Source organism: Candidatus Nanohalovita haloferacivicina (assembly GCF_029232205.1).
Lineage (GTDB): Archaea > Nanohalarchaeota > Nanosalinia > Nanosalinales > Nanosalinaceae > Nanohalovita > Nanohalovita haloferacivicina.
Genome location: NZ_CP107255.1, coordinates 353,688 through 378,847 on the forward strand (window position 1 = coordinate 353,688; position 25,160 = coordinate 378,847).

Here is a 25,160-nt window from a genome sequence, read left to right on the forward strand (position 1 = left end):
GCAATAAGCCGCACTGAGCGGCTTCTGATTCTTGATTTTATCATTTAATTATTCTCCAGGTTTCCGATTTTGGCCAAGAGAGATTCGATCTGGATGTCGCTGCTTCCTCCTTCTGCAATCCTGAATTCGAACTCCCCGAGATGTTCAACGATCTCAAGCTTGGCATCATCGCTGATATCAAGGTCAAAAACCTCTCTGTGAATCGAATTAATCACATCCTGGCCATCAAGGCCTCTGTTGATCATTATCTCGGCAAGATCTTCACGAGCCTCAATAAAGTCGCCGGCAAGAGCCTTATCAAGTATTTCTCTGATTTCATCAGGTCTAAGAGAGGCTGCAACTGCGTAAATATCTTTTTCCTCTATTTCATCGTTCTGTATGGACGCGGTCTGAAGCACGTTGGTAACTCTTCTTAGATCACCGTCCGAGACTCGCATGATTGCGTCGATAGCGTCTTCTGAAATTTTGAAGCCTTCTTCTTTTCCAAGTCTCTGGATGTACTCCTCAACTTTATCCTGTTCCAACCTGTTAAATCTGAATACTGCGCACCTGGACTGTATAGGGTCGATTATCTTTGAAGAGTAATTACATGAAAGTATGAAACGGCAGTTATCTGAGAACTGTTCCATTGTTCTTCTCAAGGCCTGTTGTGCATCAGAAGTAAGTGCGTCGGCCTCATCAAGGAAAATAATCTTGTAATCTGCATTAATAGGTTTTGTACGGGCAAAGTCCTTGATTTTTTCTCTTACTACGTTGATTCCTCTCTCGTCGGAGGCGTTAGTTTCCATAAAATTCTGTTTCCACTCATCGCCGTAGAGATCTTTAGCCATGGCAATAGCGGATGTGGTTTTACCTGTTCCTGCAGGCCCTGCAAACAGGATGTGCGGTACTGAGTCCTCCTCTACGAAAGCGCTCAGTCTGTCAACAATGTTGTCCTGTCCAACTACTTCATCAAGGCTGTCAGGCCTGTACTTTTCTGTCCAGATGCTTATCAAGAGTTAATTCCCCTCAAGAATCAAGGTGTGATTCAAACTTTTATGTCTACGCCGACCAGTTCTCGATGTGAAAATAACAATAACAGGGACTCCAGGAACAGGAAAAACAACAGTATCAGACAATCTGGACATACCGGTAATACATCTCACAGAATTCGTTAAGGAAAAAGGCCTCGGCGAACAGAAAGAAGAGTTCGAAGTAGACATCCCTGCAATGGTAGAGGCCCTGGAAGAAGAAACAGATGATTACGAAGACGTCGTGATAGAAGGCCACCTCGCACACTACTATCCGTCCGATCTATGTATCGTACTGCGCTGTGACCCTGAGGTCCTTGACGAGAGACTTGAGGAAAGAGAGTACTCTGAAGCAAAAGTCAGGGAGAATCTGGAATCCGAGGCCCTCGATATCGTACTTGCACAGGCCATAGAGAATCAGGAAACAGTTATAGAGATAGACACAACCAACCTCTCGAGGGAAGAAGTTATCGAGAAAATGGAAGAGAAAATTGAGAAATGGCCTGAAGTAGAATCAGACTACGGAAAAGTAGACTGGAGCGAATGGTTATAGGCTGGAGTTAATCCAGTCCATCAAATCGGCCTTATTCATAGCGCCGGACTTTCTTGCGATCTCTTCACCATCTCTAACAATTACAAGTGTGGGAAGAGCTCTAACACCCATCTCGGTGCCGATTCCCTGGTGTTCCTCCATATCAACCTTTCCAAAGTGAATGTCATCCATTTCTTCGGAAGCCTCCTCAAAGTGAGGTGCCAGCATCTTACAAGGTTGACACCAGTCGGCCCAGAAATCAATTATCCAGGTCTCTTCGCTGTTTTTAATATCTTCCATCTTCTCAGGGTCGATATCTGTTGGCATACCAACAACAGTGAAATCCACTCTTAAGAAGAAACCGGTAACAAAAAATAAAGAAAGAAGAAGGCCCTGAAAATTCCAGTAAAGGCCTTACTCCTCCATGTAAATAGTTCTGATCGGGTAAGGAATATCGATACCTGCATCATCATACTTGTCCTTAACAAGCTGAGTGACTTCCGAAGAGGCCTTAACCATGTTTGCCTTCGAAGGCTTGGTCCATCCACGAAGCTTCAAGTTCACTGAAGAACCTCCAAGCTCATGAACAAGAACCTGAGGCTCTGGATCATCCTCAGTCATCTCGGCCTCCTCCAAGGTCTCCATAGCAAGATCCTTAGCCTTCTCAACATCGTCATCGTATCCAACTCCTACAACAACCTCGAAACGTCTCTCATCATAAGCAGTGTTGTTAATCACTGTATTGCTGTAAAGCGTGGAGTTAGGAACGATAACCTTTCTTCCATCGTACGTCTTGATCTCGCTCGCACGGATCTTGATATCTCTAACCGTACCGGCCTCGCCAGAAACCTCAATCTGGTCTCCAATCTTGAAAGGCCTGTTAATCATGATCAAAAGACCTGAAATAAAGTTCGCAATCATATCCTTCAACGCGAAGGACAGGCCTAGACCAATCAACCCTACCATAGTTCCCAGAGCTGAAAGAGGCACTCCGAAAACACCGAGTAAGGCGACTGCGGTTAGAGAGTAAATGACATAGGATGAAATTCTTTGAGAAGTCTTTGTAACATGCTTGTCGCCGTTTCGTCTTTCAATAGACTTGGCGATCAGGTAATCGGAAAGCTTATTCACTCCCCATCCAGCAAACATAACTGCAGCCGCTGCAATAACAAGTTCTGGACCAATATTTACTGAAGGCAGAGGAATACCCGACAGACTTGATGTCAAAGTTCCAATAATTGCCATGTAAGACAAATCCTCTGGAATTAATAAAAATTCTTTCGCAACTCTCAAACTGTGTACTCGCGATTTCAAGCACTGGAAAATTACGGAAAAAAGCAGAGACAGCAACTTGAGAACTCTGCAGTAGCTATAGTAGGTCTAGGAGCAACAGGATCAGTAATAGCTGAAAACCTGGCCAGACACGGAATAAAACTAAAGATAATAGACCGAGATTATCTCGAAGAAAACGACGTCTACTCCTCAAATATCTATACACCAGAACAATGCAAAAAATCTCTTCCAAAAGCAGAGGCCGCAAAGGATTATCTTAACCAGTTCACAGAAGTAGAGGCAAAGGTAGAAAGCCTGAAATCCGAAAATATATCAATTCTTGAAGACGCAGACATAATACTCGATGGAACCGACAACCTCGCAACAAGATTTCTGATCTCAGAATACTCCCAGAAAAAAGAAACTCCATGGATATACACTGCAGCGATAGCAGAAAAAGGATACTCAATGTTCTTCCAGGACAAATGCTTCAACTGCATCTTCGAAAAAGTAAGCACTGGAAAACTTGAAACATGCGAAACAGCAGGAGTAATGAGAGAAATATCAGGCCAGGCCGCCTTAAAATCAAGTCTCAAAGCAGTAGAATATCTTACAGGCCAGAAAGTAGAGGAAAAACTGGATGTAGTACACAAGGAAGAATCTCTTAACGTCGAATCCTCTGGTTGTCCGGTCTGCAGAGGAGAAAAATATCCTCATCTCGAAGAGAAAACCGGTACTACTGCAGTCTGCGGAGAAAACAAGTACCAGGTAGAAATACAGATGCAGGAAGGCCTCGAAGAAAAACTCAGAGAACTTGGAAAAATCAAAGCAGACAACAAATACCTGATCAGAGCCGAAGTAAAAGGAAAAGAATTCACACTATTCAAGGATGGAAGAGTAATTCTCCGGGCCAGAGACCGAGGCCACGCAGAATCACTGGTCTCAGAAGTACTGGGAATATAAAAACAATTCTCAAAAAACCGTTACTGTATGAATAGAACCTATGCAGAGGCCTCAATCACGTTAACACTTGGACTTCTAACAGTAATAACAGGTTACATAGCCGGTTTCTCAAGGCCCGCTGCATACTTCATGATACTACCGATATGCGCCTCATTCGGATTCGCAGCATACATCTCCAGCGAAGGATTCAACAAGGCCTCACTAACAGCACTACCATTACTTGTTTTCGCACTACTCGGTGGCCCTACAGCAATCTACGCAGGAATCACCGCAGTAGGGGTAGTACTTACATCAGTCTTCGCAGGAGGAGAAAAATTCCGATCCTACTACGCATCCACAAGAGTACCTCTAGCAGTCATAGGAGTAGGCCTCTCAGTAATCATAGTTTTCACTGTAATGACCAACGCAGGCCTCCAGCAAAAAGTTACTGACACAACAGCGGATCTGGTAGGCAGCGAGGCAGAAAGAGCCCTCAACAAAAGTAATGTTGTGTCCTCGCAACGCCAGCAGTACAAAAGTCTTGTAGGTTCAACAGCAAATACAACCATTATCTACACAAAGGCCTACGTGCTCAATGATACTAGAGATGATCTCAGCGGATCAGATCTTCAGGCAGTGAACACAGCCTTCGATGATGCAAGAGACAGGGTCTCAGAAAGAATGACAAACAGCACTGCATCAAGCGCTCAATCTTTGGATGTCTCCGAAAGAGTCTCCGATGTAGTCAAAGGAGAGCTCAAAGGAATGAGATTTCTGATCTTTATACCATTCATTCTCTCCTCTGTAATGCTTATGCAGCCAGTAATAGGCCTTTTAACAGCATTATTTGCTAAAATTTACGCTACAGCGGAGACAAAACTGATCTAGCTCAGCCTATTAAAGATTGGATCTCATGTCAGATTCATGACTGAAATAAAATTCGCAGATGAAGAACAGGCCTCGGAAACCCTCCCAGAAGACTTCGAGCCCTACGTAAAGGAATGGTTCAACAACAAGTTTCCAGGCCTCTCCGCCCCACAGAAATACTCCTTCGACCTGATCAATGATCATGAAAACTCGCTTATCTGCGCACCAACAGGATCAGGAAAAACGCTTTCCGCATTTCTATCAATACTCAACGACCTTTACAGAAAAGGCGATGAAGGAGAACTAGAAGACAAAGTATACGCAATATATGTCTCCCCGCTGAAGGCCCTGAACAACGACATCCAGAGAAATCTACAGGACCCGCTGGCAGAAATCAAGGAGACAGCGGAGGAAAACGGCAGAGAAGTACCGGAAGTCAGATCAGCGGTCAGAACTGGCGATACGACAGACGCAGAAAAATCAAAGATGCTGAAAACACCGCCGCACATACTAATCACAACTCCTGAAAGCCTTGGAATTCTAATCAACTCACCAAAGTTCAAGGAACACCTCAGAGACGTTGAATACCTGATAACAGATGAGATTCACTCTCTGAGCGAAAACAAGAGAGGAGTACATCTCTCAATGTCAATGGAGCGACTGGAAGACATGGCCAACACCTCACCAACCAGAATAGGCCTCTCCGCAACACAGGCCCCAATCGACGAAATCGCAAAGTTCCTGGTAGGTTATGAGGCCAACGAAGACATAGAGATAGAAGAGACCGAATACGAGGATATAGAGAAGGCAGATGAGGTGCCGGATGAGGAGTTCGAATCCAGAGGGTGCACTATTGTAGATGTAGCGGCCTCAAAAGAGATAGATCTGGAAACAGTTTCTCCGGTAGAAGACCTGATTCACACACCTGCCGATGAAATACAGGAAGCACTTTACGACCAACTGCATAACCTGATCCAGGACCACGAAACCACAATAATATTCACCAACACGCGCTCCGCCACGGAAAGAATAGTTAACGGCCTTAAAGGGAGATTCGAGGATCACTATGATGAAAATATCGGAGCACACCACTCCTCAATGAGCCGAGAAGTAAGACTCGACGTAGAAGAAAGACTGAAGAAAGGAGAAATGAAGGTAGCAGTAACATCCACCTCTCTCGAACTCGGAGTCGACATCGGAACAGTAGACCTCGTACTACAACTAGGATCTCCGAAAGGAGTAGCAAGAGGAATCCAGAGAATAGGCCGCTCAGGCCACAAAATTGGGGAAAAGGCCAAAGGAAAAATGATTGTAACAGACAGAGACGACGCAATGGAGTGCTCAGTACTTACAAAATGCGCCAAAGAAGATGATCTCGACAAAATACAGATACCAACGCATGCACTCGACGTACTATCACAACACATGGTGGGGATGGCCTGTAACCACCGCTGGGACATCGACCACGCATACAATGTCATAAGAAAAAGCTACTGCTACAAAGGCCTCAGCAGAGAGGACTTTGAATCAGTGATGAAGTATCTCGGCGGCGAGTTCGAGGAACTCGAGGATCAAAACGTTTACAGAAAGATCTGGATAGACAGAGAGGAAAACAGGTTCGGCCGCTCCGGAAAAATGACGCGCGTCATCTACATGACAAACATCGGCACTATACCTGACGAAACCGGGTACGACGTCAAGACGCGTGGAGAAGGAAAGTTTGTCGGATCGCTGGATGAAGAGTTCCTTGACCGTTTGACCAAGGGAGATATATTCACTCTTGGAGGAAAAACCTACCAGTTCAGCTACGCAAAAGGTATGAAAGTTTTCGTTGATCCAAAACCAAACCGTTCTCCTACTGTACCTTCCTGGTACTCTGAAAGGCTGCCGCTGAGTTATGATCTAGGCCTTAAAATTGGCAAGTTCCGCCAGCAAGTAGCTCAACAGCTAGAGATGGGTGCTGGAGATGACGACATCGTTGAATGGATCATGCACAACTACTATCTAGATGAAAACACGGCCAGAGCAATCTTCGGATACATTAAAGAGCAGTACCAGTTTACAGGAGAAGTCTCCAGTCACGAAGAGATAACTGTCGAGAAATACATCGACGACGATAACAGGCAGAACCTGATCTTCCAGACAATCTACGGCCGCAGAGCCCACGATGCAATCGCGAGAATCCTGGCCAACATGCTGCAGAAGAAGTTCGGCTCCAACATTGGCATGGTAATTGACGACAATGGATTCATACTTGTAACTCCAAGAAGACCTGTCGACCTCGACGGTCTCATGGATGATCTAGCAGCATGCAATCCTGAAGAACAGTTAAAGGAGGCCGTCAGGAAGACAGAGCTGATGAAGAGAAGATTCCGGCACGTAGCAGGAAGATCACTTATGATTCTCAGAAACTACGCCGGCAACTCGAAGACAGTCGGACAGCAACAGATGAAAGGCCACTTCCTTCTCTCAGCGATCAGAAACGAGTATGGTGAGGACTTCCCAATGGTGAAGGAAACCTATAGAGAGATCATGGAGGATGCTATGGATATCAAGCATGCTGAAGAAGTGATTGAAGGCCTTGGCTCCGACGAAATAACTTATGATTTGAGGGAGGCCAGTATTCCATCTCCTTTCAGCCACAACCTGCTGCTACAGGGAAGTACTGATGTCATCAAGATGGAGGATAGAAAGGAGAGGCTTCAGCAAATGCATCAACAGGTCATGGACAGGATCGAAGACTGATTGTTTAAATGTTCAGATAGAACTGTTATACAGGGATGCTAACCGCATTAAGCAATTCGGCGTTAAGCAATTATTTTCTTGATCCGGCCTGGGTACTGGCGCTAGCAGCCCTAATACCGCTGATCATATTCTACCTGGTAAAGCCCAAGCCTGATGAAAAGATGATGCCCTCAATCCGGTTCTTCATGAAGGACAGGAAGGAAGGCAGGATAAAACAGGCCATATCAAAAATTCTGCAAAACCTCATGCTGATATTCCATATACTCTTTGTCATAGCAGTGGTAGCGGCAGTAGCAAATCCTTTCATCAATGGCCCTTCAACTGCGGATAGGTCCGTAGTTGTAATTGATAACTCTGCAAGTATGGAAGGATCTCTAGAAGATGCCAAGAACTTTGCAGTAGATAGGCTTGGAGGAACAAATACTGTAATCCTAGTAAACGATGACGTAAAGGTTATAGCCAATGAAGCAACCAGGGCCTCAGCAAGAAGAGCAATTAATAATGTAGAACTGGAGGAAACTCCTACAGATCTCGCAAGAGCCCTGCAGATATCAAGAAACTATCGGGGCCAGCTAGTTCTTGCGAGCGACACAGATCACACGGCAAGCTCTAGAGAAACAACATCTGTAATACAGAATATCAAGGCCAATAGAGAAGTATACGTAATGGATGCAAAGACATCCAACTCCTGGGGATTCGCAGACCTAAACGTCAAAGAATCGTGGGTGGAAGTCAAAAACTATGACGACAGTCAGCAACAGGTAAACATAGAGCTTGATGGCACAGCTGAGAGCGTTACACTCCAACCTGGAGAGGCCCGAAGAGTAGACATCGATCTAGAAAAAGGAGAGAACACAGTCTCGCTGCCAGAAGATGGAATGGCTGCAGACAACACTCTCTCAGTATACAGGCCTGAACAGTCAACACTTGAAGTAGCAGTAATAGCAGATAGTGAAAACAGATACCTGATGAAGGCCTTTGAACTAATTAACCAGACTGATCCAGAGTTCTACCAGTCTCCTATAGAGAGCTTTCCAAGTGCAGATGTCTATGTGATCGGACAGTCGGAGAATACGCTATCACAGACCGTGAACAGCGTGGAAAACCGTGTACAGAATGGTGCAACAGCAGTAGTAATGGCAAATGAAGGTCTCGAACCAGAATACTACGATCATCTGCCGGTAGAAAATATAGGAGAGCGGACAGAGGCAAATGTAGAGTTCAGAAAACCTAGGAAAATCAACATAGGAAACACAGAAGTATACAATCTCACAGTTACGGGAAGAGGCCTTTCCGATCCGCAGAACGCGCTAGTTCACGGAACTCACGGCCAGGGAGATATCCTAGTCTACAATATTAACGATGAAGACTTCAGAAGAGACTTCCTTTACCCGGTTTTCTGGCGAAACGTAGTAGATGCCTACTCCGAAGTAAAAGATGCAGAAGATCTAAATCTTGAGACAGGCCAGACAGTAAGAGCTGACGGAAAGCCAGTTGAACTAAACAGAACAGGCTTCCACGAACTAGGAGGCCAGAAATACACAGCAAACCTGCTAAACGATGATGAATCCTCTACAGAATCATCTACAATAACTTCAAGCGAATCAGCAACATCAACAGTGCCAAAAAGCATTCAGAATCTGGCAGCATTACTGGTTCTCCTGCTAGCACTTACAGAAGCAGGATACCTCTACTACATAGGTGATATGCAATGATAACCTTCGAGCACTCCCTAGGACTGATACTGGTTTTAATCAGCTTTACAGGCCTCTACGCTGCATACAGGGCTGAGGAAATATACGGAGAGATACTGGGCCTGACAAGATTTCTACTACTGTTTTTACTGGCTCTAGCGGTTGCAGGCCCTCAGATACAGATGGCGCAGGAAAGAATGAGAACTCCAGAAGTCAATATTCTGGAGGATAACTCCCGGTCCACACAGTTCATGCAGGATGACAAGGTAAGTTTCCAGGAAATCCAGACAAACAGAAATATTATTGCATCAGGAAACAACTCAGAAATGAAGAACAGCATCCTCAACAGTATTCAACAGGATGGAGCATACCTTATCGTCTCCGATTTACAGACAGACGAGGACATGAATGAGGTAATACGGAAGGCCAATAGAAACAATGCGAGTATAAGCTTCCTGAAACCGGAAATGACATCCGAACACGCAATAACAATAGAAGGCCCGGAGCAAACAGTACCCGGCGCCAACAACCAGTACACCGTAAAACTCAGCTCCACAAAAGGAGGATCAGTACCGGTAGAAGTCAGAGTAGATGGAAACCAGATACACAGCGGCCGAATAACATCAACATACAACTTTACAAGAAAATTTGGCTCAAAAGGCCACCACAAAATACAGGCCTCAATCGACGTCAACGACCAGGAATCCTCCAACAATGCATACTACAAAACAGTAGAAGTAACCAAAAAACCTGAAATACTGGTGATAGGCCAGAGCTCCAGCCTTGGAACAGATCTAAGCGAATACTTCAGACTGGAGTACACAAGCTCAGTACCAGAAGACATGTCAGACTACGACGCAGTACTACTCAAAGAAGACGTACCGGAAGAAAACCTGATAGAATACGTTTCACAGGGAGGAGGCCTAGTCTACACAGGAGATCACCAGAATTCATATGATGTTCTGCCAGTAAAGGAAGCTGATGATAGTGAAGAGAGTAGTAAGGCTGCAAGAGTAATAATGGCGGTAGATACCTCCGCTAGCTTCTACAGTGAGAGAAGCAGGACCAAGGAGAAGGCTAGATATGCTGCAAAATACTTTGTTTCTGCATTGTATCGTCAAAGCGTTGGTTCAAAAGTAGCAGTCATTAATTATGGAGGTACTGTTCAAGGTTCGAGTTACGTCCCGAGAATAATGCGTAATCCAGGAGAACCAGCATTCCTTAGTATGGTCAATAGTGAGGATAAAAACAGAGTCTTTTCGAGGGTAGATTCTCTTGATGGAATTGGTGGAGCGATACAAAGTTATGGTCTCAGAGCTTCTAAAGAGCTTGCTGAGAAGGAGCAATCTAAATCAACTATTGTGATGATAACTGATGGTCGATTTGAAGACGTAGAGAAATTCAACACGCAAAGAACTCAAGATGATATTAAAATTGAATCTGAACAGGATAAACAGAACTTCCGTGATATTGCTATGAGTTTGGATGATAGTAAAACCTCTCTTTGTTTCCTAACGATAGGAGGTGGAGCTGATACAGCCTTCTTGAATGGGTTCGTTGATAGGACCAATATAGTATCTTTTGAAGATATGAGAAATCAAGGACGCTTTTGCGATCTTCTAGGGGGAGGAGGTAATTCTGGAGCTGGTAGAGTCTATGCTGTAAATAATCAACATTTTATCTCCAGAGGAGGTATAAATCCTGACTTGGCAGTGGCAGGGACTTATAACGCTCGGTTAAGGCCTTCAGGGAATTTAATACTGGCAACTGGAGAAAATAAGCCTGTTCTTGCTACATGGAGATATGGGTTAGGAAGGGTTGCGGCATTTACAACTAGAGATTCTAATTTAGGGGATATGATGCGTGGTGACCCTTCTTCTGTTGTCAGAACATTTTCCTGGTCCGTAGGAGAGATAGATAGAGAGGGCCGCTGGATAAAAGTTTCTTCAACGAGAGTTGGAGGCCAGAAACCTGAAGTTGAGGCATCCTACAGTATTGAAGGCCTTACACGTGATGCGGATGGAACTTACTCGAAGACTCTGGATCCTGAAGGCCTTGGCTTCCATGAATTCAACGGCGTGCCTTACAGCTACAACTATAACTCTGAAATAGAGAATATAGGGTATGATAGCAGGATTGAAAGAATTGCATCGGAGACAGGGGGCAAAGTGTACGAGCCATCTCAAAAAGGCCAAATTGTCGAGGATCTTCAGACTTTCAGTGATGAGCGAGTCGTCAGGAGAACTTCTCTAACGCCTTACCTGCTGATAGCAGCACTGATTGTATTCCTGGGAGAGGTAGGGTTCAGAAAGATGAAGGGCAGAAAGTAGAGCTGGAAAAATTGAACGCAGGGATTTTTCAAAACTTTATTTAACCAGATCTCCATAAACTACTGTATGGGAGTTTTGGATGATGTGAAAGATGCTGTAGGAGGAAACTCCGACGGCAACAATAACAACTCAGGATCTTCTTTTGGAAACTCAGATTCTAGCTCAGATTTCGACAGCAGTTTCGGAGATTCTGGAAATAACTCAATGAACGACGACTTCTCCTCAGGCCCAGAAGACAGCAGCATGGGAGGAAGCCCACAGAATCCAGGTGGAGGCCCTAACAATCCTCAGCAATCCCCAAACAATTCTCCAGGACAATCATCACCAGCTCCCTCACAATCAGGACAAGGACAGGGCCTTCAGGGAGGTATGAATACTACAGATGACAGTAATCCTCCAAGAAACAATGGACCGCCTGGAGGAAACAGTCCTCAGGGAAGAGGCCAGAATAGTCCTCAGCCCTCAAGCAGCAGATCTCTGGACTCTCCATCAGGTGGTGGAAGGAACCAGAGAAATCAGGGAGGAGGCCAGAGCCCGAGCAATCGTTCTCTTTCAGGAGGCCGGCAAAGTTCTGGAGGGTCCTCGAATGCGCAGGCTGGAAGACCGCAGAGCGGAAGCTCTCAGCCACAGTTAAGCAGCAATACTCGGAAGAAAATGGAGAATGCAGGAATGTCTTCTCGAGGCAGTCAGTCAGTAGCTGATTCTCGGGATGATTTTGAAGAGCTGAAGTCGCAGAATGAACAGATAATTGAGCTTCTTAAGAGAATCAATGACTCGCTGAACACGAGGTAACTTCAATAAAATTTTCTCTCCTTAACTGTAACCATGAATATAGAGGCCGAACTACCTGAGAACTTCGATGAACTATCGGACGAGGAGAAAATTTCTGAACTTGAACAACTGAAGAAAGAGTTCGAGGAACAGGATGAAAGTCCTGTCAAGATAAGAATGATTGAGGAGTTAAAGGCCTCGTATCAGGACTGAATAGAGGCCAGTCCCAGCATACTCCACACACCTTTCAGGAAGAGAAGGCCTGAAATCCACAGCTTGTACTCCATAAATATCGGAGGTCTACCGAAGAACAGTATGGAGGCCGAAATCAGATCGGCGAATCCTCCGATTATGAACACTGCAAAAGGAAATCTTACAGCGTTAATAATGCTGCCAAGGCCTTTGAATACAAGAAATCCTGCATGAGCCATTGCAACGCTTTCGGGGACTGGTGATGCGGTATAGAAAAGAAGTATGCCTGAAAGAATGTCAAGCAGGCCCATTAGGTCGAGTCTGACGTACTTCATTTTCTAATCTAGTTCAATTACTTTGTCAGCTGCATTCTTCAGTGCTGTTGAAAATCCTGGCTCCATGCCAATAATAATGGTTTCTTTACCGTGTTCTTTGGCCTTCTGAATAACAGGAAGGAAGTCAGTGTCTCTTGTGACAAGCACAATTTTGTCAATATTGTCATCAAAGACTGCTTCCATAGCATTTACAGCCATGTATACATCTACATCGCTTTCCTTAGCTTTCTCTCCTCCAAGACCCAGTGCTGCTTCAAAGCCCTGAGAAACAATGGCCTCGATAAGTTTATCGGACGCATACTGGTTTAAAAAGACTTTGGCTATCTTAATGTTGCCTTCTTCCTCAATCTCGTTTCTTAACTCGTCAAGATCTAGGTCAAATTCCTTTCTGACGACGTTAGGGCCGTCAACATAAACAGCAATGTTTTCTCCTCTGCTAACAGTGTCTTTGATCTTGTTGAAAACCATTTTGAATTCACTTGAGTAAGAATTATTCAGGAAACATTTAATGGCTTAGCCATTCCGGAAAAGTTTCCGAGCGTTACCTGTAGTGCTCTCTATAACCTCTTCCTCGTTGAGTTCCTTTATTTCAGCTATCTTCTTGGCACTCTCCGCCACATTCAACGGCTCATTACGGTCGCCACGGTATAAGAATGGAGAATCAGTCTCAAGAAGCAAATTATCTACATCTATGTCTCTCACAATATTCTGGACTCTGTTAGAGTAAAGAACCTGTGTGGTTACACCAATCAGAAAACCTTTCTCAACAGCGTCCGTCGCCAGTTCAACACTGCCATTGAAACAGTGGAGCATAACTCCGGGAAGATCGTACTCCGAAATAATTTCCACGGCCTCTCTTTCAGCATCACGTGAATGAACCACGACAGGCTTCTCCAGATCCTCAGCAAGAGCAAGCATCTCACGGAAAACCTCTCGCTGCCTATCCCTCACGGCCTCATCGGTGATGTGGTGGTGATCAAGGCCTATTTCTCCTACTGCAACAGGATCGTTATCTCTAATCTGTTCCTTGACCTCTTCCAGCTGATCAAACTTCTCAGTATAGGTTGGGTGAAGGCCTAGATTTGCTACTACGAAATCAGGGTATTTTTCCTGAAGTTTCAGGGCCTGTTCATTGTTTTCTACACAGCTACCGGCGTTGACGATAAATTCGAGTTCTTCTTTGGATCTTTCAATTACTTCTTCTCTATCATCTTTGAACTGGTCGAAATCTATGTGGCAGTGTGCATCAACAGGCTTCATAGGTTGTTAAGGCCTTCAATGTCTTTTAACTATGTTTGAAATCTCCAGACCTCTGTAGTTGAATGCAGTTGAAATTATAACTTTATCTCATAAACTGTGTGATGGGGGAGGAGTTTTTTGCCAGAATTAGTTAAGCAAGTAGGATTTTGTCTAGTCTGTGGTAACGCTGTTCACAGTGATCAGGACATGGAAAGACAGGCCGACGGCGTATGCCATGAGTCCTGTCTTTGATTGATCTGCCACAGACATCCCAACCTATCTTTTCTCTTTATCCAGTCTGGCTTCTGTAGCACCTTTCTGACCCATGTACTTCGAATCCTTCTTATCGCCGTACGGATTCTCGGCCTCCGAAGTCATAGTCTCAATAGCCATCTGACAGATACGGTCCTCAGGATAAATCGTGATCGGCACGTTTCCCAGGTTCTGAATCTCGAGAGTGATCTGGCCTTCAAAACCTGCGTCGACGAAACCTCCAGCAGCGTGCGGGATAAGGCCTAGACGCGCGTAAGATGAACGACCTTCGATTCTTGCAACCATGTCATTCGGGATATTAACTGTCTCAAGTGTAGTACCCAGCACAAACTCTCCGGGATGGACAACTACTCCTTCCTCGGCAGTGGCCTTCATATCCTCCTGTTTCCTCGAAAAATCATCCATGTCTTTTGTATCCAGGGCCTTCATCTTCCTGGTCTGTGGAAATGTGAAGTCGTATCCAAGCCTTAGATCGATCGAGGAAGGACCTACCTGAAGTTCTTCATCAAGTTCAGGGCCTTTTTCGACGTATACTGCGTTTTCCTCTTTAATTAACTGTTTAATGTCCTTGTCAGAGAGTATGGCCATACTTGTTTTTCAGCTATAGGAACTTTTTATGCCTTCACGCCGCAAATACTTTCATGAAAAAGCTGTTGACAATTCTTTTTCTACTCGTATTTTTCAGTTTAACAGCCTCAGCTGACATATACCACGAGGCCCACGTCGCACCTGACTACATGCAGCTTAATACTTCTATAGGCCTTGAATGCGAGAGCAACTGCCCGGTAAATCGGTGGACGCTTACCTGGCAGGTACCGGAAACCGCAGAGATCGTCTCTATAGAGGATTCTGTAGGAGAGATCGAAGATTACAGTATAAATGGCAGAAACCTGCAGATAACAACCAATACTGGGCCAAAAAGAATGAATGAGACAATAAGGATTGTAATGAATATTTCAAAGGATTCCGAGGAAATATATAACGGCCTTTACAAGAGAGAGATTTCTCTGCCTGGTTTTGAGGGAGATGAGAGCCGTGGAGTTCTGAAAGTTGATAACCTGATCTCTGGCTGGAAGAGCTACGGATTCGATACTTCTTACGCTAATAATACTATGAAATTCAGGGGTGAAGGCCCGGCTTCTCTACGTGTCAAGTTCGGAGAAGGTGAGAAGACTCAATACTACGAGTTCTTCGGGGATTACACCGGGAATACTTCTCAGGCCTACGAAATTTCTATAGGTACTATCGGTGTTGAGCAGGAGTTTGACGGGTTTCCTGTGGCCTCGATGCCTGATGAGGTCTATGATACTAGGGCCAATTCGTGGAGTGCGGGAGAGTATATTGGTGGATCGATGATGATCCGTAGCGATCTTGGAGATAATTACGTGCCGATCTTGGCGCATGAGACTGTTCACGGCCTTAATGATAGAGAGTTGAACTGGGATAGAACTTCTTCGGCTTACTTCGATGAGGGAACTTCTGAGTATGTGGAGGCTCAGGTCAGGAAGAAGTTGAGCGCGGAGAACAGTGATGTTAGGCCTCCTGGAGAGATTTTTGGCGAGGATATCAGGTGGGATCCTGATCCAAGAGATAATACTTACAGCCTGGTACCTTCTCGAGGTGATAGGGATGAGCTCTGGAATTACTACCGTAATGATCGTGAATTCATGAAGGAGTGGTCCAGCAGGATGGCTGAGCACAGAAGCTTTGGTTATGCTTACTCCGAGCTTGTTATCAGGAATTATGTGGCTGAGGGAGGCCGTTTGTCCGATGTTTACAGAGGCCTTAAGGTCAGCAATAAGGTGACGGATCCCGACGTGAAGTGGGGTGTTTTCTCCAGTCAGATGGATATGACGCCATGTAAATACGAAAGCAGGGAGAGATTCGACAGCTGTCTTGATAGAATAAACGAGTACGATTATCCTGTGTATTCTGCGAAGCCTACGAGGCAGAAAGAGAATCTTACGGTTGAGAGACTGGAGATACCGGAGAACAGATTCAGGGGAGAGACTGGAATGGTTGATTCTCTGAAGTACGATATTCAGGGCCTTGTGGACTACTTCAGAGAGCTTCTGAAAACTGTTTTCTCAAGTATTTAGAGGCCTTTCCTTGTTTTCATAAATATTCTTGAGTAAGTTCTGGTTATGGCTTTGGAAGGAGTAGTTCAGTTGATTCTTTCGCTTATTCAGCAGCACGGTGTTATCGCTGTAATGCTTGGAATGGTGATTGAGGAAGTTTTTGTGCCGGTTCCATCTCCTATAATTCCGATGGCAGCTGGATTTCTGCTCCTTGACGCAACCACGCTACCAGCAGCCGTTGTTCAGGCCTTTTTCCTGATTGCGTTACCTGCGTCGATTGCATCAGTTCTGAGCTCATACTTTGTCTATGGCATAGCCTACTATGGTGGAGAGCCGATTGTTAGGAAGTATGGAAAGTATCTGGATATTTCCTGGGAGGAGATACAGCACTTGGAAGATCACTTTGACTCGGGAAGAGAGAAATACTATGTTGCAATTTTCCGCGCAATCCCTATCGTACCTCTATCACTGATCTCCGGTTCTGCAGGCCTATTCAAGATGGACTGGAAACAGTATGGAATATGGTCATTCATCGGCATGGTGCCCAGAAACTTTGTACTGGCATTGATCGGATGGTGGATAGGAAGCGAGGATTACCTCAGACAGATCGCAGGCCTGATCGACAACCTATCAACACTTGTACTGGTTGTGGCTGTGCTCGCAGTAGGATCGGTAATTGCATACAGAAAGGCCCGTGACATTTACATGATGTTGATTTACAGAACTGCTTAACGAATACGGTATCTGAGAATTGCTGCAACGCCACCCATGTTCATAAGCCGCTGACCTTCCTCGTGATCCGTAGAAATAATTTCTACATCTGAACTCATTTCCTCGGCCTTCTCAGCCATGAAATCTACAATGTCCTGCATCTCTTCAAGCTTCATATCCTCGCCGCACTCAGGACATTCCTTAGTATCGCTGATGTTCGCCTCTTCTTCAAATATTGAGTCTTCGTGACCGTTAGGACATTCGTAGATGGTCTTGAAGGATTCATAGTCCTCCGAAATAAGAACTGTATCTACAGCACCCATTCCCATGGCCTTGACTACTGGTTCAAGTCCGTACTCTGACTTGCCGTTCTCCTCTTTCAGGTTCTTGAGGAACTTGTTGACTATCTGCTTCTCTCTGACGGCCTCTGAGTCCTCGATTGCGTCCTCTGCCTTCTGAACAAGTTCTTTCAGTGCTCCTTCTCCTGAGTGACCTAGGGATTTGTTTGCAATTACCTTATCCTGTAGCTCCTGGTGTAGGTAGTCGTCATTAACTAGCTTATCCTTTACAAAACCAGGGCCTCCGATGATTATTCCCAGTAGCTTGTCTTCGCGGGCTTTTCCCATGAATGCGTTCTTTGACTTCTCTGCTATCTCCTGTAAGAATGATTTAAGCATCTCTTTTCTCAAACGGGCGAATCTCTGCGCTGACTGTCCTCCGGCCCTTGTTTTTCCAGGTACGTTTGATGAAAGCGTGTATGCTGTCTTCACTGATGATCCCTGAAGATATCCGATAGCGGCCTCGTTCTTATCTGCGACAATCAGGCCGTAGACTCTGTCATCTACAATCATGTCTCTCAGCGGATCCAGTATAAACTCTTTGTCACAACGGTATCTCCGTGACTCAACTGGCTGTGGAGGGATTACTTCCCAGAGCTGGATGTCAGGCCTTCCCTCTCTTTCAGAAACGTTTCCAGCGAAAAATGCTACCCCGTTCTCCGGTGTAACAGGCTCTTCTTTTACTCGACGTGAGATCTTGTCGAGTGCGGCCTGCACATTCTTCCGCGTATGCTTCGACTTGATGTTCTCCGCTTCAGAAGACTCCGATGTAAGGAACTCGGAAATCTTCGACATGTCGTATCCTGCTGGGATATACAGCGATACCAGTTCCGTGTTTCGGCCTCTGATATCTTCCAGCTTGTTGACAAGTTTCTTCAGCTGGTACTTGTTCATTTCCTGATGGTTTTCTCCGTGGCTCATGCAGAAACTTGAGGCCTGAATTCTTTTAACTACTTCAGAAACTTCGAATAAAGAGAATAGAAGGAAATAAGAGAAAGGTTACTGGACAACTACCAGTGCTTTCTCGGTCTCCAGCATTTCCCCCTCTCCAGTGTACTTTCTTTCCTCTCTGACCTTGAACATTTCTGGCTTGAGGTGCTCTCCAGCTACTTCAAGTCTTCCTCCGTCAATCATGAATTCTTCGTTCTCTAGAGCCTCTTCAATCTCTGAGACCTTGTCGCCGTACTTTGGCCCGGCCTTTGAGTAGTTGAGATCGATGTCGATGATCTTTTTCTCTGTCTCTGGTTCTCCTTCCTCTGAGGCCAGGTTCTGGATGTGCATGGTTTCCTTGATTGCTTCTTCCATGCCTGCGATGTTTCCGTAGACTGTTACCGAGTTAAGCTCCTCGTTGAGAGCCATCTGGTTACTGGACTTGTACTTTCTGAGTGCGGAGATTACTTCCATCGCCGTCTCGCCGGCCTCGAGATCTGCTTCAACTTCTGATTCCTCAGGCCATTTGGCTCGGTGAATGGTGTTGTTCTCGTGCATCTGGTTCCAGATCTCCTCTGTAATGTGAGGGATGAATGGCGCGAACATCTTGACGATCGCTCTGTGAACCTCCTGAAGTGCGTATTCTGCTGAGCTGTTGTTTTCTCCGTCAAGCCTCTGTTTGGCGATCTCCAGGTAGTCGTCGCAGAATGTGTGCCAGAAGAAGTACCTGAGTTTGTCACGGGCCTTTGAGAACTCGTAGGCATCCATGTGCTCTGTAACTTCTTCCAGAGTGTCGTCCAGTTCTGCGAAAATCCATTTATCGACTTCCTCAAGTTTCTCCTCGTTGAAATCTGATCTTTCGTGAGGTGTCAGGTTGTCAACTAGCTTTGATGCATTCCACAGCTTTCTCAGAAGTTTCTCTCCCGAGATCAGGTCTTTCTCCTTCAGCGGTAGATCGTCGCCTGGCTTGACTGCTCCAGCCCAGTAACGGGCCGCGTCAACAGGATAGTCTTCGAGGATCTCCTGAGGTGTTGTAACGTTGCCTCGGGACTTGCTCATTTTCTCCCTGTTCTCGTCGAGGACGTGGCCGTGATTCATTGTGCCTTCGAAAGGAGTCTCTCCTGTGTGCTCGTAGCACTTGACAACCGTGTGGAAAAGCCAGAAACTGATGATATCGTGGCCTTCAGGTCTTAGATTGAACTGGTAGAGTTCCGGCCTCTTCATCTCGTATTCTTCTGATTCCGGGTCCCAGTGCCATCCAGCGTTGATCAGCGGTGTAAGTGAGGAAGTAGCCCAAGTGTCGAAGACATCTTTCTCAGGCCTGAACTCGTCGTGTCCACATTCCGGACATTCTGAGATAGGAGCCTCGTCTTCTATAGGGTCGACAGGAAGGTTTTCCTTGTCTGCGATTACTTCTTCTCCACAGTCATCACAGTACCAGACTGGGAATGGAATTCCGGAGTCTCTCTGTCGGCTGATACACCAGTCCCACTGAAGGCCTTCAATCCAGTTCTTGTATCGTGTAAACATTTTCTCCGGGAACCAGTCCATTTCTTCGCCGGCTTCAAGGTACTTGTCCTTGTGATCGAGCAGTTCAACGTACCATTGCTCTGTAACCATGAATTCGATGTCTTCATCGCATCTTTCGTGGACCTGGACTGTGTGCGTGATCTCTCTTCTGTCAACCAGAAGGCCTTCGCTGTCGAGATCCTCTACAATCTTTTCTCTGGCCTCTTTTGTGTCCATGCCGTGGTAGTCTTCGGCTAGGTCTGTCATTGTTCCATCTCTGTCGATTGCAACTCTGAGATCGAGGTTGTGGGCCTGGTACCAGTCGATGTCGTTCTGGTCTCCGAATGTACAGCACATAACGACTCCTGTACCGGTTTCCATGTCGACTCTCTCGTCTTCAATTATTGGGACTTCGTAGTCGAAAAGCGGAACCTCTACTTTTTCTCCAGCTAGGTGATTGTTGCTCTCATCGTCAGGGTGGACGAACAGCGCTACACATGCTGGAAGAAGTTCAGGCCTTGTAGTTGAGATAATGACTGAGCCATTTCCTGTGGCCAGAGGGAATTCGATATCATTGAAGTGTGAGTGTCTTTCTGCGTCCTCTGTCTCAACCTGTGAAATAGCTGTCTCGCATTCCGGACACCAGATTGCAGGCCCTTTCTTTCGATATTCTCTGTCCTGCTCGTATAGATCAATGAAGGACAGCTGGCTGACTTTCTGTACTTCCGGGTCGATAGTCTTGTAGGTATTGTTCCAGTCCATGGAGAATGCGAACTCCTTCATGATGTCCTCGAACTCCTGTTCGTATTCTGTACAGACTTCGCGGACCTTCTTCTGGAACTCTCTTCTCTCAAAGTTCTGGTGCTTGATTCCCAGCTCTTTTTCTGTCAGCCTCTCCGATGCAATTCCGTTGTTGTCGTATCCGAACGGGAAGAAAACGTCTTTTCCTCTCATTCTCTGGAATCGGGCCTGGAAATCTGTTAGCGTGTTTCCATATGTGTGGCCAAAGTGCAGGTTGCCTGAAACTGTTGGAGGCGGTGTATCAATGGAGAATACTTCTCCTTCTCCACCCTTGTACCTGTAGGTATCTTTTTCTTCCCATTTTTGCTGCCATTTCTGTTCAATTTTTTCCGGATTGTAGTTTCCTTCCATTGTTTTAGAGGCCTCGATTAGATAAGCTGAAATGATTCTTAAATGATTTTAAACTTTCAAAGCGTGAAACCAGTGAATTTAGGTAGAACTTCATAGCATCAATTTTAGAGAAAAATCCGCAGAATATATTTGAAAACTTGATAGATGGAGAATTCAGATTATTCGATAGCAGCCGCTGGGCATACAAAACGTTCACCCTTCCGCAAAAAGCCAGCAGCTCTCATACAGAACAACTGGGCCTCTAACTGTTTTAAAATTTATACCTGTAAGGATCAGAGACATAGTATGGAAATTCTAGTTGTAGGAGACTGTCACGGAGAAATCCCGGAAATCCCTGATGATAGAGATTTTGACCTTGTTCTGGCCGTAGGAGATATCTGCGGTGGAACCGATGAAATGAGGTCGGCCATGTTCAAGGCAAGAGATGAAGAGAGGGAATGGCAGGAAATTTTTGGTCTGGAAGAGGCCGAGAAGGAAGTTGAGAACTCTATTGAGGAAGGTAAAGAAATACTTGAAAAATTGAATTCTCTCGGAGTGCCGGTTCTGATAGTTCCGGGTAACTGGGACTGGACTGGTGAAAACTCGGACTGGAGTTTTCTGGAAGGCAATGGATATCCGCAAATGCTTGAAGAATTCGAAAATGTTCACAATCTCAACTTTGATGCTGAAGAAATCAATGGCTGGAAGTTTGTAGGTTACGGGCCTTGTTCTGGTCCAGAACTACCTCAGTATGAGGATGATGAACCGGAAACTGAAGAGGAGCGAGAAGAAATGCAGGAAGACTATGATGATAAGAAGGAAAAACTGCAGGGCCTAATGGAGGGCTCAGAGAAAACTGTCCTACTATCTCATAACGCACCGCATAATACTTCTCTGGATAAAATAGACAATGAGGACAGCCCTGTTCACGGCCGCCATTACGGTTCGGTCATAGTCAGAGAACTGATTGAAGAATTCTCGCCGGAGTTCTCTGTAGCAGGCCATATGCACGAGGCAGAAGGAGAGGAAAAAGTAGAAGAGACAGATTGCCTGAATACAGGTATCAACACTGTATGGCTGCTTGATACCGAGAAAGGCTTCCAGAAGCTCTAGGAGAAACGTTCTAGAGAGGCCTCTCCTGGAAACTCCATGCCGTCATAGGCGAAAACTACTTTTCCATCAATATTTTCCTCTATGTATTCTTTCTGCTCATCAAGATCTGAGTCAAGCAGCGCATATCCGAAGTGCGTGATAATACAGGTTGAGGCCTCTACATTTTCCATTATGTCTGGGACTTCATCGATAGCTGTATGGCCTTTTACAGAGTTTCCTTTAGGCCTTGTACAGTAGATAACCATTACATCACAGTCTTCATACAGACCTAGAAGTTCCTCTGAGTACTGTGTATCGGTCCAGAAACCTATCTTTTTCTCATCTATCTCAAGTGTAAATCCCTGTGTTCTTGGGTCTCCGTGGAACATTTCCTGTGATTCAATCTTGAGATCCTTGAACTCATGCTCTGAGCCTTCCTCCATTTTCTCTACTCTTGAGCAAAGGCCTTCGTGATAATTCGAGATGGATTTCTCGATATCGCCGTATCCATTCAATGCGGTTTCGTTTGCGAAGACAGATGCCTGATTGTCGTAGGCCTCAGTTATCATCTCGATGATAGGTTCTGCATCGCTGCTGTGGTCTGGATGTGCGTGTGATACTATCAGGCCTTCCACTTCGTCAGGGTTTTCCAGTTCCTTGTTGGCGTATACCAGTGCGCCAGGCCCTGGATCTACGTGTAGCCTGGTCTCTTCTGTTTCAACGATTATTCCTGCGGTCCTTCTTCTCTGCTGTCCTGTAACGTATCTTCCGCCACCGGTTCCAAGGAATTTGAGTTTCATGAATAGTTTCTCGGCCTGAAATTTCAAAAACTAAACTTCTAAAACAGGCCTTTCCAAATTCTGTTGCATGGCCCGTGAATGGTTTCAGAACTCGGTGGTTTACCAGATATTTATCGATAGGTTTGCAGGTTTTGAGGACGGCAGCAACTGGCACAATCCCGAGTATGTAGGTGGCGATATCAGAGGAATAATTGAAAGACTTGACTACATCGAGGAACTGGGAGTAGATGTAATCTGGATCTCGCCTTTCTACCAGAACGAGGCCTACCACGGCTATCATGTAACTGATTTCTTCAGCGTGGATGAAAACTTTGGAACTGAGGAGGATCTCAAGGAACTTATTGAGGAAGTACATGACAGAGATATGAAGATTGTTGCGGATTTTGTACCAAATCACTGTTCTGTGAACCATCCTTACTTCGTGGAGGCCCGTAACAATCCGGGTTCCGAGTTTGTCAACTGGTTCTGTTTTGATGACTGGCCTGACCACTACAAATCTTTCCTGGATTTTGACTCTGTTCTTGCAAAAATCGATCTGGATTACGAGCCAGCAAGAAACCATGTGATTGCAGCGGCAAAGAAATGGCTGGAACTAGGCCTTGATGGCTACAGGCTTGACCATGTTATAGGGCCTTCTGATGAGTTCTGGCAGGTTTTCGAGAAAGAGATTCACGACGAGTTTGAAGATGCAGTTTTGATAGGTGAGGCTGCATGGGATGATTCCGTAACCGAAAATTCCGAGACAGTAAATATGGAGAGAGGAATTCTTGGCAAGGTTGCATCACAGGAATACACTCAGAAAAACTATGAAGGCCTTCTTGATGGAGTACTTGACTTCAAGTTCAGAGATCTGCTTCTAGGTACTCTGAACTCTTCGATAATGCCTGATATCGCGATAAGGCCTCTATTGAAAGCTCACTACGCATTTTTCTCCAGTGATTTCATGCTGACAGGTTTCATGGATAACCACGATGTTAACAGAGCTCTCTACGAATTAGGCCAGGATAAGGAGAAGCTGAAGAAAGGCCTTGAAATCATGCTTTCCATAGATCAGCCCTGCGTTATTTACTATGGTACTGAGATCGGTATGACTCAGCATCATTCTATAACTGAGTTTCCTTCTTACGGCGATTTACAGGCCCGTCAGCCTATGCAGTGGAATGATATGGATGGCGAGCTTCTCGAATACTTCCGTGAGAAGATCAATAATCGGTGACTTTTCACCAACTTTGGCCCTGAAATAGGGTGAAATACCGAAAGGTTTTTATGTTGTTACTACCAAATAATAACATATGATTGCAATGACTGAAACCGAATATGATTCGATCGCGAACGAAGCCCTTGATGATCTAAGGGATGAAGTAGGTGGGTCCAAAATCGAGCATAAAAAAATGAGTATTCAGACCAATTAAGGTGATCAAATAATGGAAGATATTGATGAGATGCAGGACTTTGAACTGCTTGATAAGGGAGATAACTATTTTGTAGCGGAAGCTGATGGCGAGACATATCTAGTTGAAGATGTCAGCGATCCTTCCGATGAGAAATACACTTTGAGAGTAGGAGACTCCGATACAATATATGTGGACGAAATAGGCCCTGAAAGATCTCCGGTTGACAACACATCAGTACTTGTAGATATTCCTGCCTCAACCGTAGGAGAGTCTTACGAAGACGTAGCTGAGAATGTAATGGCACAGTACTTCGGGGCCAGCCCTTTCGATATGGAAGATGGAGAAACGGAAGGCCAGGAATCTGAACTGGATGGATCTGAGTTAGAGTCTGAAGAAGAGCCTGAAAAAGAAAAACTAACAGCAGAGAACGGATTTGGACTAGGCCAGTACGCCGGTGAGGAGTAATGGCTGATTTTGACCTTCCTCAGGTGCTTGAAGGCCAAGAAGGAACTTTTCGCAGGGCCGAAGCTGATCTATTGAGAGAACAGTTTGATAGTTATGATGAGAAGGGAGAGATACTGCTAGGGGATGGCAAGAACCTGTATCGGTTGACTCCTAGTATTGGGGGAGATGAAGAATACTCTGCTGACTGTGTAGGGGTTCTTAATCCAGATACCTACTCCAGGATAATGGAGGAGGCCTCAGAAGTCTTTCCCGGAGAAGACTCTTTCAAAGTTGTTGCTGACTTCATCAGATCTGATGAGGCCTACTGGGATCCTGAGAAAAGAGAGTTTCTGGGAGAGGATGACTCATTCTACGACTCCAGTGCTGCTGAAAACTCGATAAGACAGGTTGTGGCCGATGGAGACCAGGATTATTCATCTCCTGCTGAAAGAGACTGGTCACAGATCAGAAAGAAACTGTAAAAAAACACAACATTTATAAGTTGTCACGAGCAAGTAACAACTATAGGTG

24 protein-coding genes are annotated in these 25,160 nt (G+C 45.3%); 14 read left to right on the forward strand and 10 right to left on the reverse strand.

Annotated features, from left to right (window positions below):
* Nucleotides 1-44: 44 nt before the first annotated feature.
* Complete coding sequence (locus HBNXNv_RS01955; RefSeq protein WP_347721160.1) at nucleotides 45-995, reverse strand: replication factor C small subunit; 951 nt, start codon at nucleotides 993-995, stop codon at nucleotides 45-47.
* A 67-nt stretch (nucleotides 996-1,062) separates the two neighbouring features.
* Between HBNXNv_RS01955 and HBNXNv_RS01960 the strand changes: the two genes are divergently transcribed.
* On the forward strand, nucleotides 1,063-1,563 hold the full coding sequence (locus HBNXNv_RS01960) for an adenylate kinase family protein (protein WP_347721161.1): 501 nt from the start codon (nucleotides 1,063-1,065) through the stop codon (nucleotides 1,561-1,563).
* On the opposite strand, the gene trxA is transcribed toward HBNXNv_RS01960, so the two are convergent.
* Both trxA and HBNXNv_RS01970 read right to left on the reverse strand, forming a co-directional pair.
* Entirely contained in the window at nucleotides 1,558-1,869 is a 312-nt protein-coding gene (trxA, locus tag HBNXNv_RS01965; RefSeq protein ID WP_347721162.1) for a thioredoxin, read from the reverse strand. The two genes, HBNXNv_RS01960 and trxA, sit on opposite strands and share 6 nt — an antisense overlap.
* An 87-nt stretch (nucleotides 1,870-1,956) precedes the next feature.
* Nucleotides 1,957-2,787 (reverse strand): mechanosensitive ion channel family protein, encoded by an 831-nt coding sequence (locus tag HBNXNv_RS01970; protein WP_347721163.1) that lies wholly within the window; start codon nucleotides 2,785-2,787, stop codon nucleotides 1,957-1,959.
* A gap of 51 nt (nucleotides 2,788-2,838) precedes the next feature.
* On the opposite strand from HBNXNv_RS01970, the gene HBNXNv_RS01975 reads away from it, so the two are divergent.
* The 7 genes from HBNXNv_RS01975 to HBNXNv_RS02005 all read left to right on the forward strand — a co-directional run bounded on the left by HBNXNv_RS01975 (nucleotide 2,839) and on the right by HBNXNv_RS02005 (nucleotide 12,376).
* Nucleotides 2,839-3,777, forward strand: coding sequence for a ThiF family adenylyltransferase (locus HBNXNv_RS01975; protein ID WP_347721164.1), 939 nt, complete (start codon nucleotides 2,839-2,841; stop codon nucleotides 3,775-3,777).
* 27 nt (nucleotides 3,778-3,804) lie between these two features.
* A complete protein-coding gene (locus tag HBNXNv_RS01980) occupies nucleotides 3,805-4,644 on the forward strand; it encodes a hypothetical protein (RefSeq protein WP_347721165.1) in 840 nt (279 codons plus the stop codon).
* 36 nt (nucleotides 4,645-4,680) lie between these two features.
* Nucleotides 4,681-7,368, forward strand: a complete 2,688-nt coding sequence (locus HBNXNv_RS01985) for an ATP-dependent helicase (RefSeq protein WP_347721166.1) — start codon at nucleotides 4,681-4,683, stop codon at nucleotides 7,366-7,368.
* Between the two features lie 35 nt (nucleotides 7,369-7,403).
* Nucleotides 7,404-9,083, forward strand: coding sequence for a vWA domain-containing protein (locus HBNXNv_RS01990; RefSeq protein ID WP_347721167.1), 1,680 nt, complete (start codon nucleotides 7,404-7,406; stop codon nucleotides 9,081-9,083).
* Nucleotides 9,080-11,392 carry a vWA domain-containing protein gene (locus tag HBNXNv_RS01995; protein ID WP_347721168.1) on the forward strand — a complete coding sequence of 771 codons (2,313 nt, stop codon included), beginning with the start codon at nucleotides 9,080-9,082 and terminating at the stop codon, nucleotides 11,390-11,392. Before HBNXNv_RS01990 ends, HBNXNv_RS01995 begins: the two co-directional genes overlap by 4 nt.
* Before the next feature lie 66 nt (nucleotides 11,393-11,458).
* Complete coding sequence (locus tag HBNXNv_RS02000; RefSeq protein WP_347721169.1) at nucleotides 11,459-12,184, forward strand: hypothetical protein; 726 nt, start codon at nucleotides 11,459-11,461, stop codon at nucleotides 12,182-12,184.
* A 33-nt stretch (nucleotides 12,185-12,217) separates the two neighbouring features.
* Complete coding sequence (locus HBNXNv_RS02005) at nucleotides 12,218-12,376, forward strand: hypothetical protein (protein ID WP_347721170.1); 159 nt, start codon at nucleotides 12,218-12,220, stop codon at nucleotides 12,374-12,376.
* On the opposite strand, the gene HBNXNv_RS02010 is transcribed toward HBNXNv_RS02005, so the two are convergent.
* The 4 genes from HBNXNv_RS02010 to dcd form a co-directional block, all read right to left on the reverse strand.
* Nucleotides 12,367-12,690, reverse strand: coding sequence for a hypothetical protein (locus HBNXNv_RS02010; RefSeq protein WP_347721171.1), 324 nt, complete (start codon nucleotides 12,688-12,690; stop codon nucleotides 12,367-12,369). The two genes, HBNXNv_RS02005 and HBNXNv_RS02010, sit on opposite strands and share 10 nt — an antisense overlap.
* A gap of 3 nt (nucleotides 12,691-12,693) precedes the next feature.
* A complete protein-coding gene (locus tag HBNXNv_RS02015; RefSeq protein WP_347721172.1) occupies nucleotides 12,694-13,158 on the reverse strand; it encodes a TIGR00288 family NYN domain-containing protein in 465 nt (154 codons plus the stop codon).
* 45 nt (nucleotides 13,159-13,203) lie between these two features.
* Entirely contained in the window at nucleotides 13,204-13,950 is a 747-nt protein-coding gene (locus tag HBNXNv_RS02020) for a TatD family hydrolase (RefSeq protein WP_347721173.1), read from the reverse strand.
* A 255-nt stretch (nucleotides 13,951-14,205) separates the two neighbouring features.
* Entirely contained in the window at nucleotides 14,206-14,790 is a 585-nt protein-coding gene (gene dcd / locus HBNXNv_RS02025; protein ID WP_347721174.1) for a dCTP deaminase, read from the reverse strand.
* A 53-nt stretch (nucleotides 14,791-14,843) separates the two neighbouring features.
* On the opposite strand from dcd, the gene HBNXNv_RS02030 reads away from it, so the two are divergent.
* Nucleotides 14,844-16,301, forward strand: coding sequence for a hypothetical protein (locus HBNXNv_RS02030; RefSeq protein WP_347721175.1), 1,458 nt, complete (start codon nucleotides 14,844-14,846; stop codon nucleotides 16,299-16,301).
* A 45-nt stretch (nucleotides 16,302-16,346) separates the two neighbouring features.
* Nucleotides 16,347-17,012 carry a DedA family protein gene (locus tag HBNXNv_RS02035; protein ID WP_347721176.1) on the forward strand — a complete coding sequence of 222 codons (666 nt, stop codon included), beginning with the start codon at nucleotides 16,347-16,349 and terminating at the stop codon, nucleotides 17,010-17,012.
* Here the strand turns inward: HBNXNv_RS02035 and prf1 are convergent.
* Nucleotides 17,009-18,250 carry a peptide chain release factor aRF-1 gene (prf1, locus tag HBNXNv_RS02040; protein WP_347721177.1) on the reverse strand — a complete coding sequence of 414 codons (1,242 nt, stop codon included), beginning with the start codon at nucleotides 18,248-18,250 and terminating at the stop codon, nucleotides 17,009-17,011. The genes HBNXNv_RS02035 and prf1 overlap by 4 nt on opposite strands.
* A 78-nt stretch (nucleotides 18,251-18,328) precedes the next feature.
* On the reverse strand, nucleotides 18,329-20,920 hold the full coding sequence (locus tag HBNXNv_RS02045; protein ID WP_347721178.1) for a valine--tRNA ligase: 2,592 nt from the start codon (nucleotides 20,918-20,920) through the stop codon (nucleotides 18,329-18,331).
* A 285-nt stretch (nucleotides 20,921-21,205) separates the two neighbouring features.
* Here HBNXNv_RS02045 and HBNXNv_RS02050 point away from each other — a divergent pair, with 285 nt between their 5' ends.
* Entirely contained in the window at nucleotides 21,206-22,012 is an 807-nt protein-coding gene (locus HBNXNv_RS02050; RefSeq protein ID WP_347721179.1) for a metallophosphoesterase family protein, read from the forward strand.
* Here the strand turns inward: HBNXNv_RS02050 and HBNXNv_RS02055 are convergent.
* The gene (locus tag HBNXNv_RS02055) at nucleotides 22,009-22,791 is read right to left on the reverse strand and encodes an MBL fold metallo-hydrolase (protein ID WP_347721180.1); all 783 of its coding nucleotides are present in this window, start codon (nucleotides 22,789-22,791) and stop codon (nucleotides 22,009-22,011) included. The two genes, HBNXNv_RS02050 and HBNXNv_RS02055, sit on opposite strands and share 4 nt — an antisense overlap.
* 67 nt (nucleotides 22,792-22,858) lie before the next feature.
* On the opposite strand from HBNXNv_RS02055, the gene HBNXNv_RS02060 reads away from it, so the two are divergent.
* The 3 genes from HBNXNv_RS02060 to HBNXNv_RS02070 all read left to right on the forward strand — a co-directional run bounded on the left by HBNXNv_RS02060 (nucleotide 22,859) and on the right by HBNXNv_RS02070 (nucleotide 25,111).
* Nucleotides 22,859-24,007: an alpha-amylase family glycosyl hydrolase gene (locus tag HBNXNv_RS02060; protein WP_347721181.1), complete on the forward strand. Its 1,149-nt coding sequence runs from the start codon at nucleotides 22,859-22,861 to the stop codon at nucleotides 24,005-24,007.
* Nucleotides 24,008-24,215: 208 nt separating this feature from the next.
* Nucleotides 24,216-24,650, forward strand: coding sequence for a hypothetical protein (locus tag HBNXNv_RS02065; protein ID WP_347721182.1), 435 nt, complete (start codon nucleotides 24,216-24,218; stop codon nucleotides 24,648-24,650).
* Nucleotides 24,650-25,111 carry a hypothetical protein gene (locus HBNXNv_RS02070; protein ID WP_347721183.1) on the forward strand — a complete coding sequence of 154 codons (462 nt, stop codon included), beginning with the start codon at nucleotides 24,650-24,652 and terminating at the stop codon, nucleotides 25,109-25,111. The genes HBNXNv_RS02065 and HBNXNv_RS02070 overlap by 1 nt, the downstream gene beginning before the upstream one ends.
* Nucleotides 25,112-25,160 lie beyond the last annotated feature (49 nt).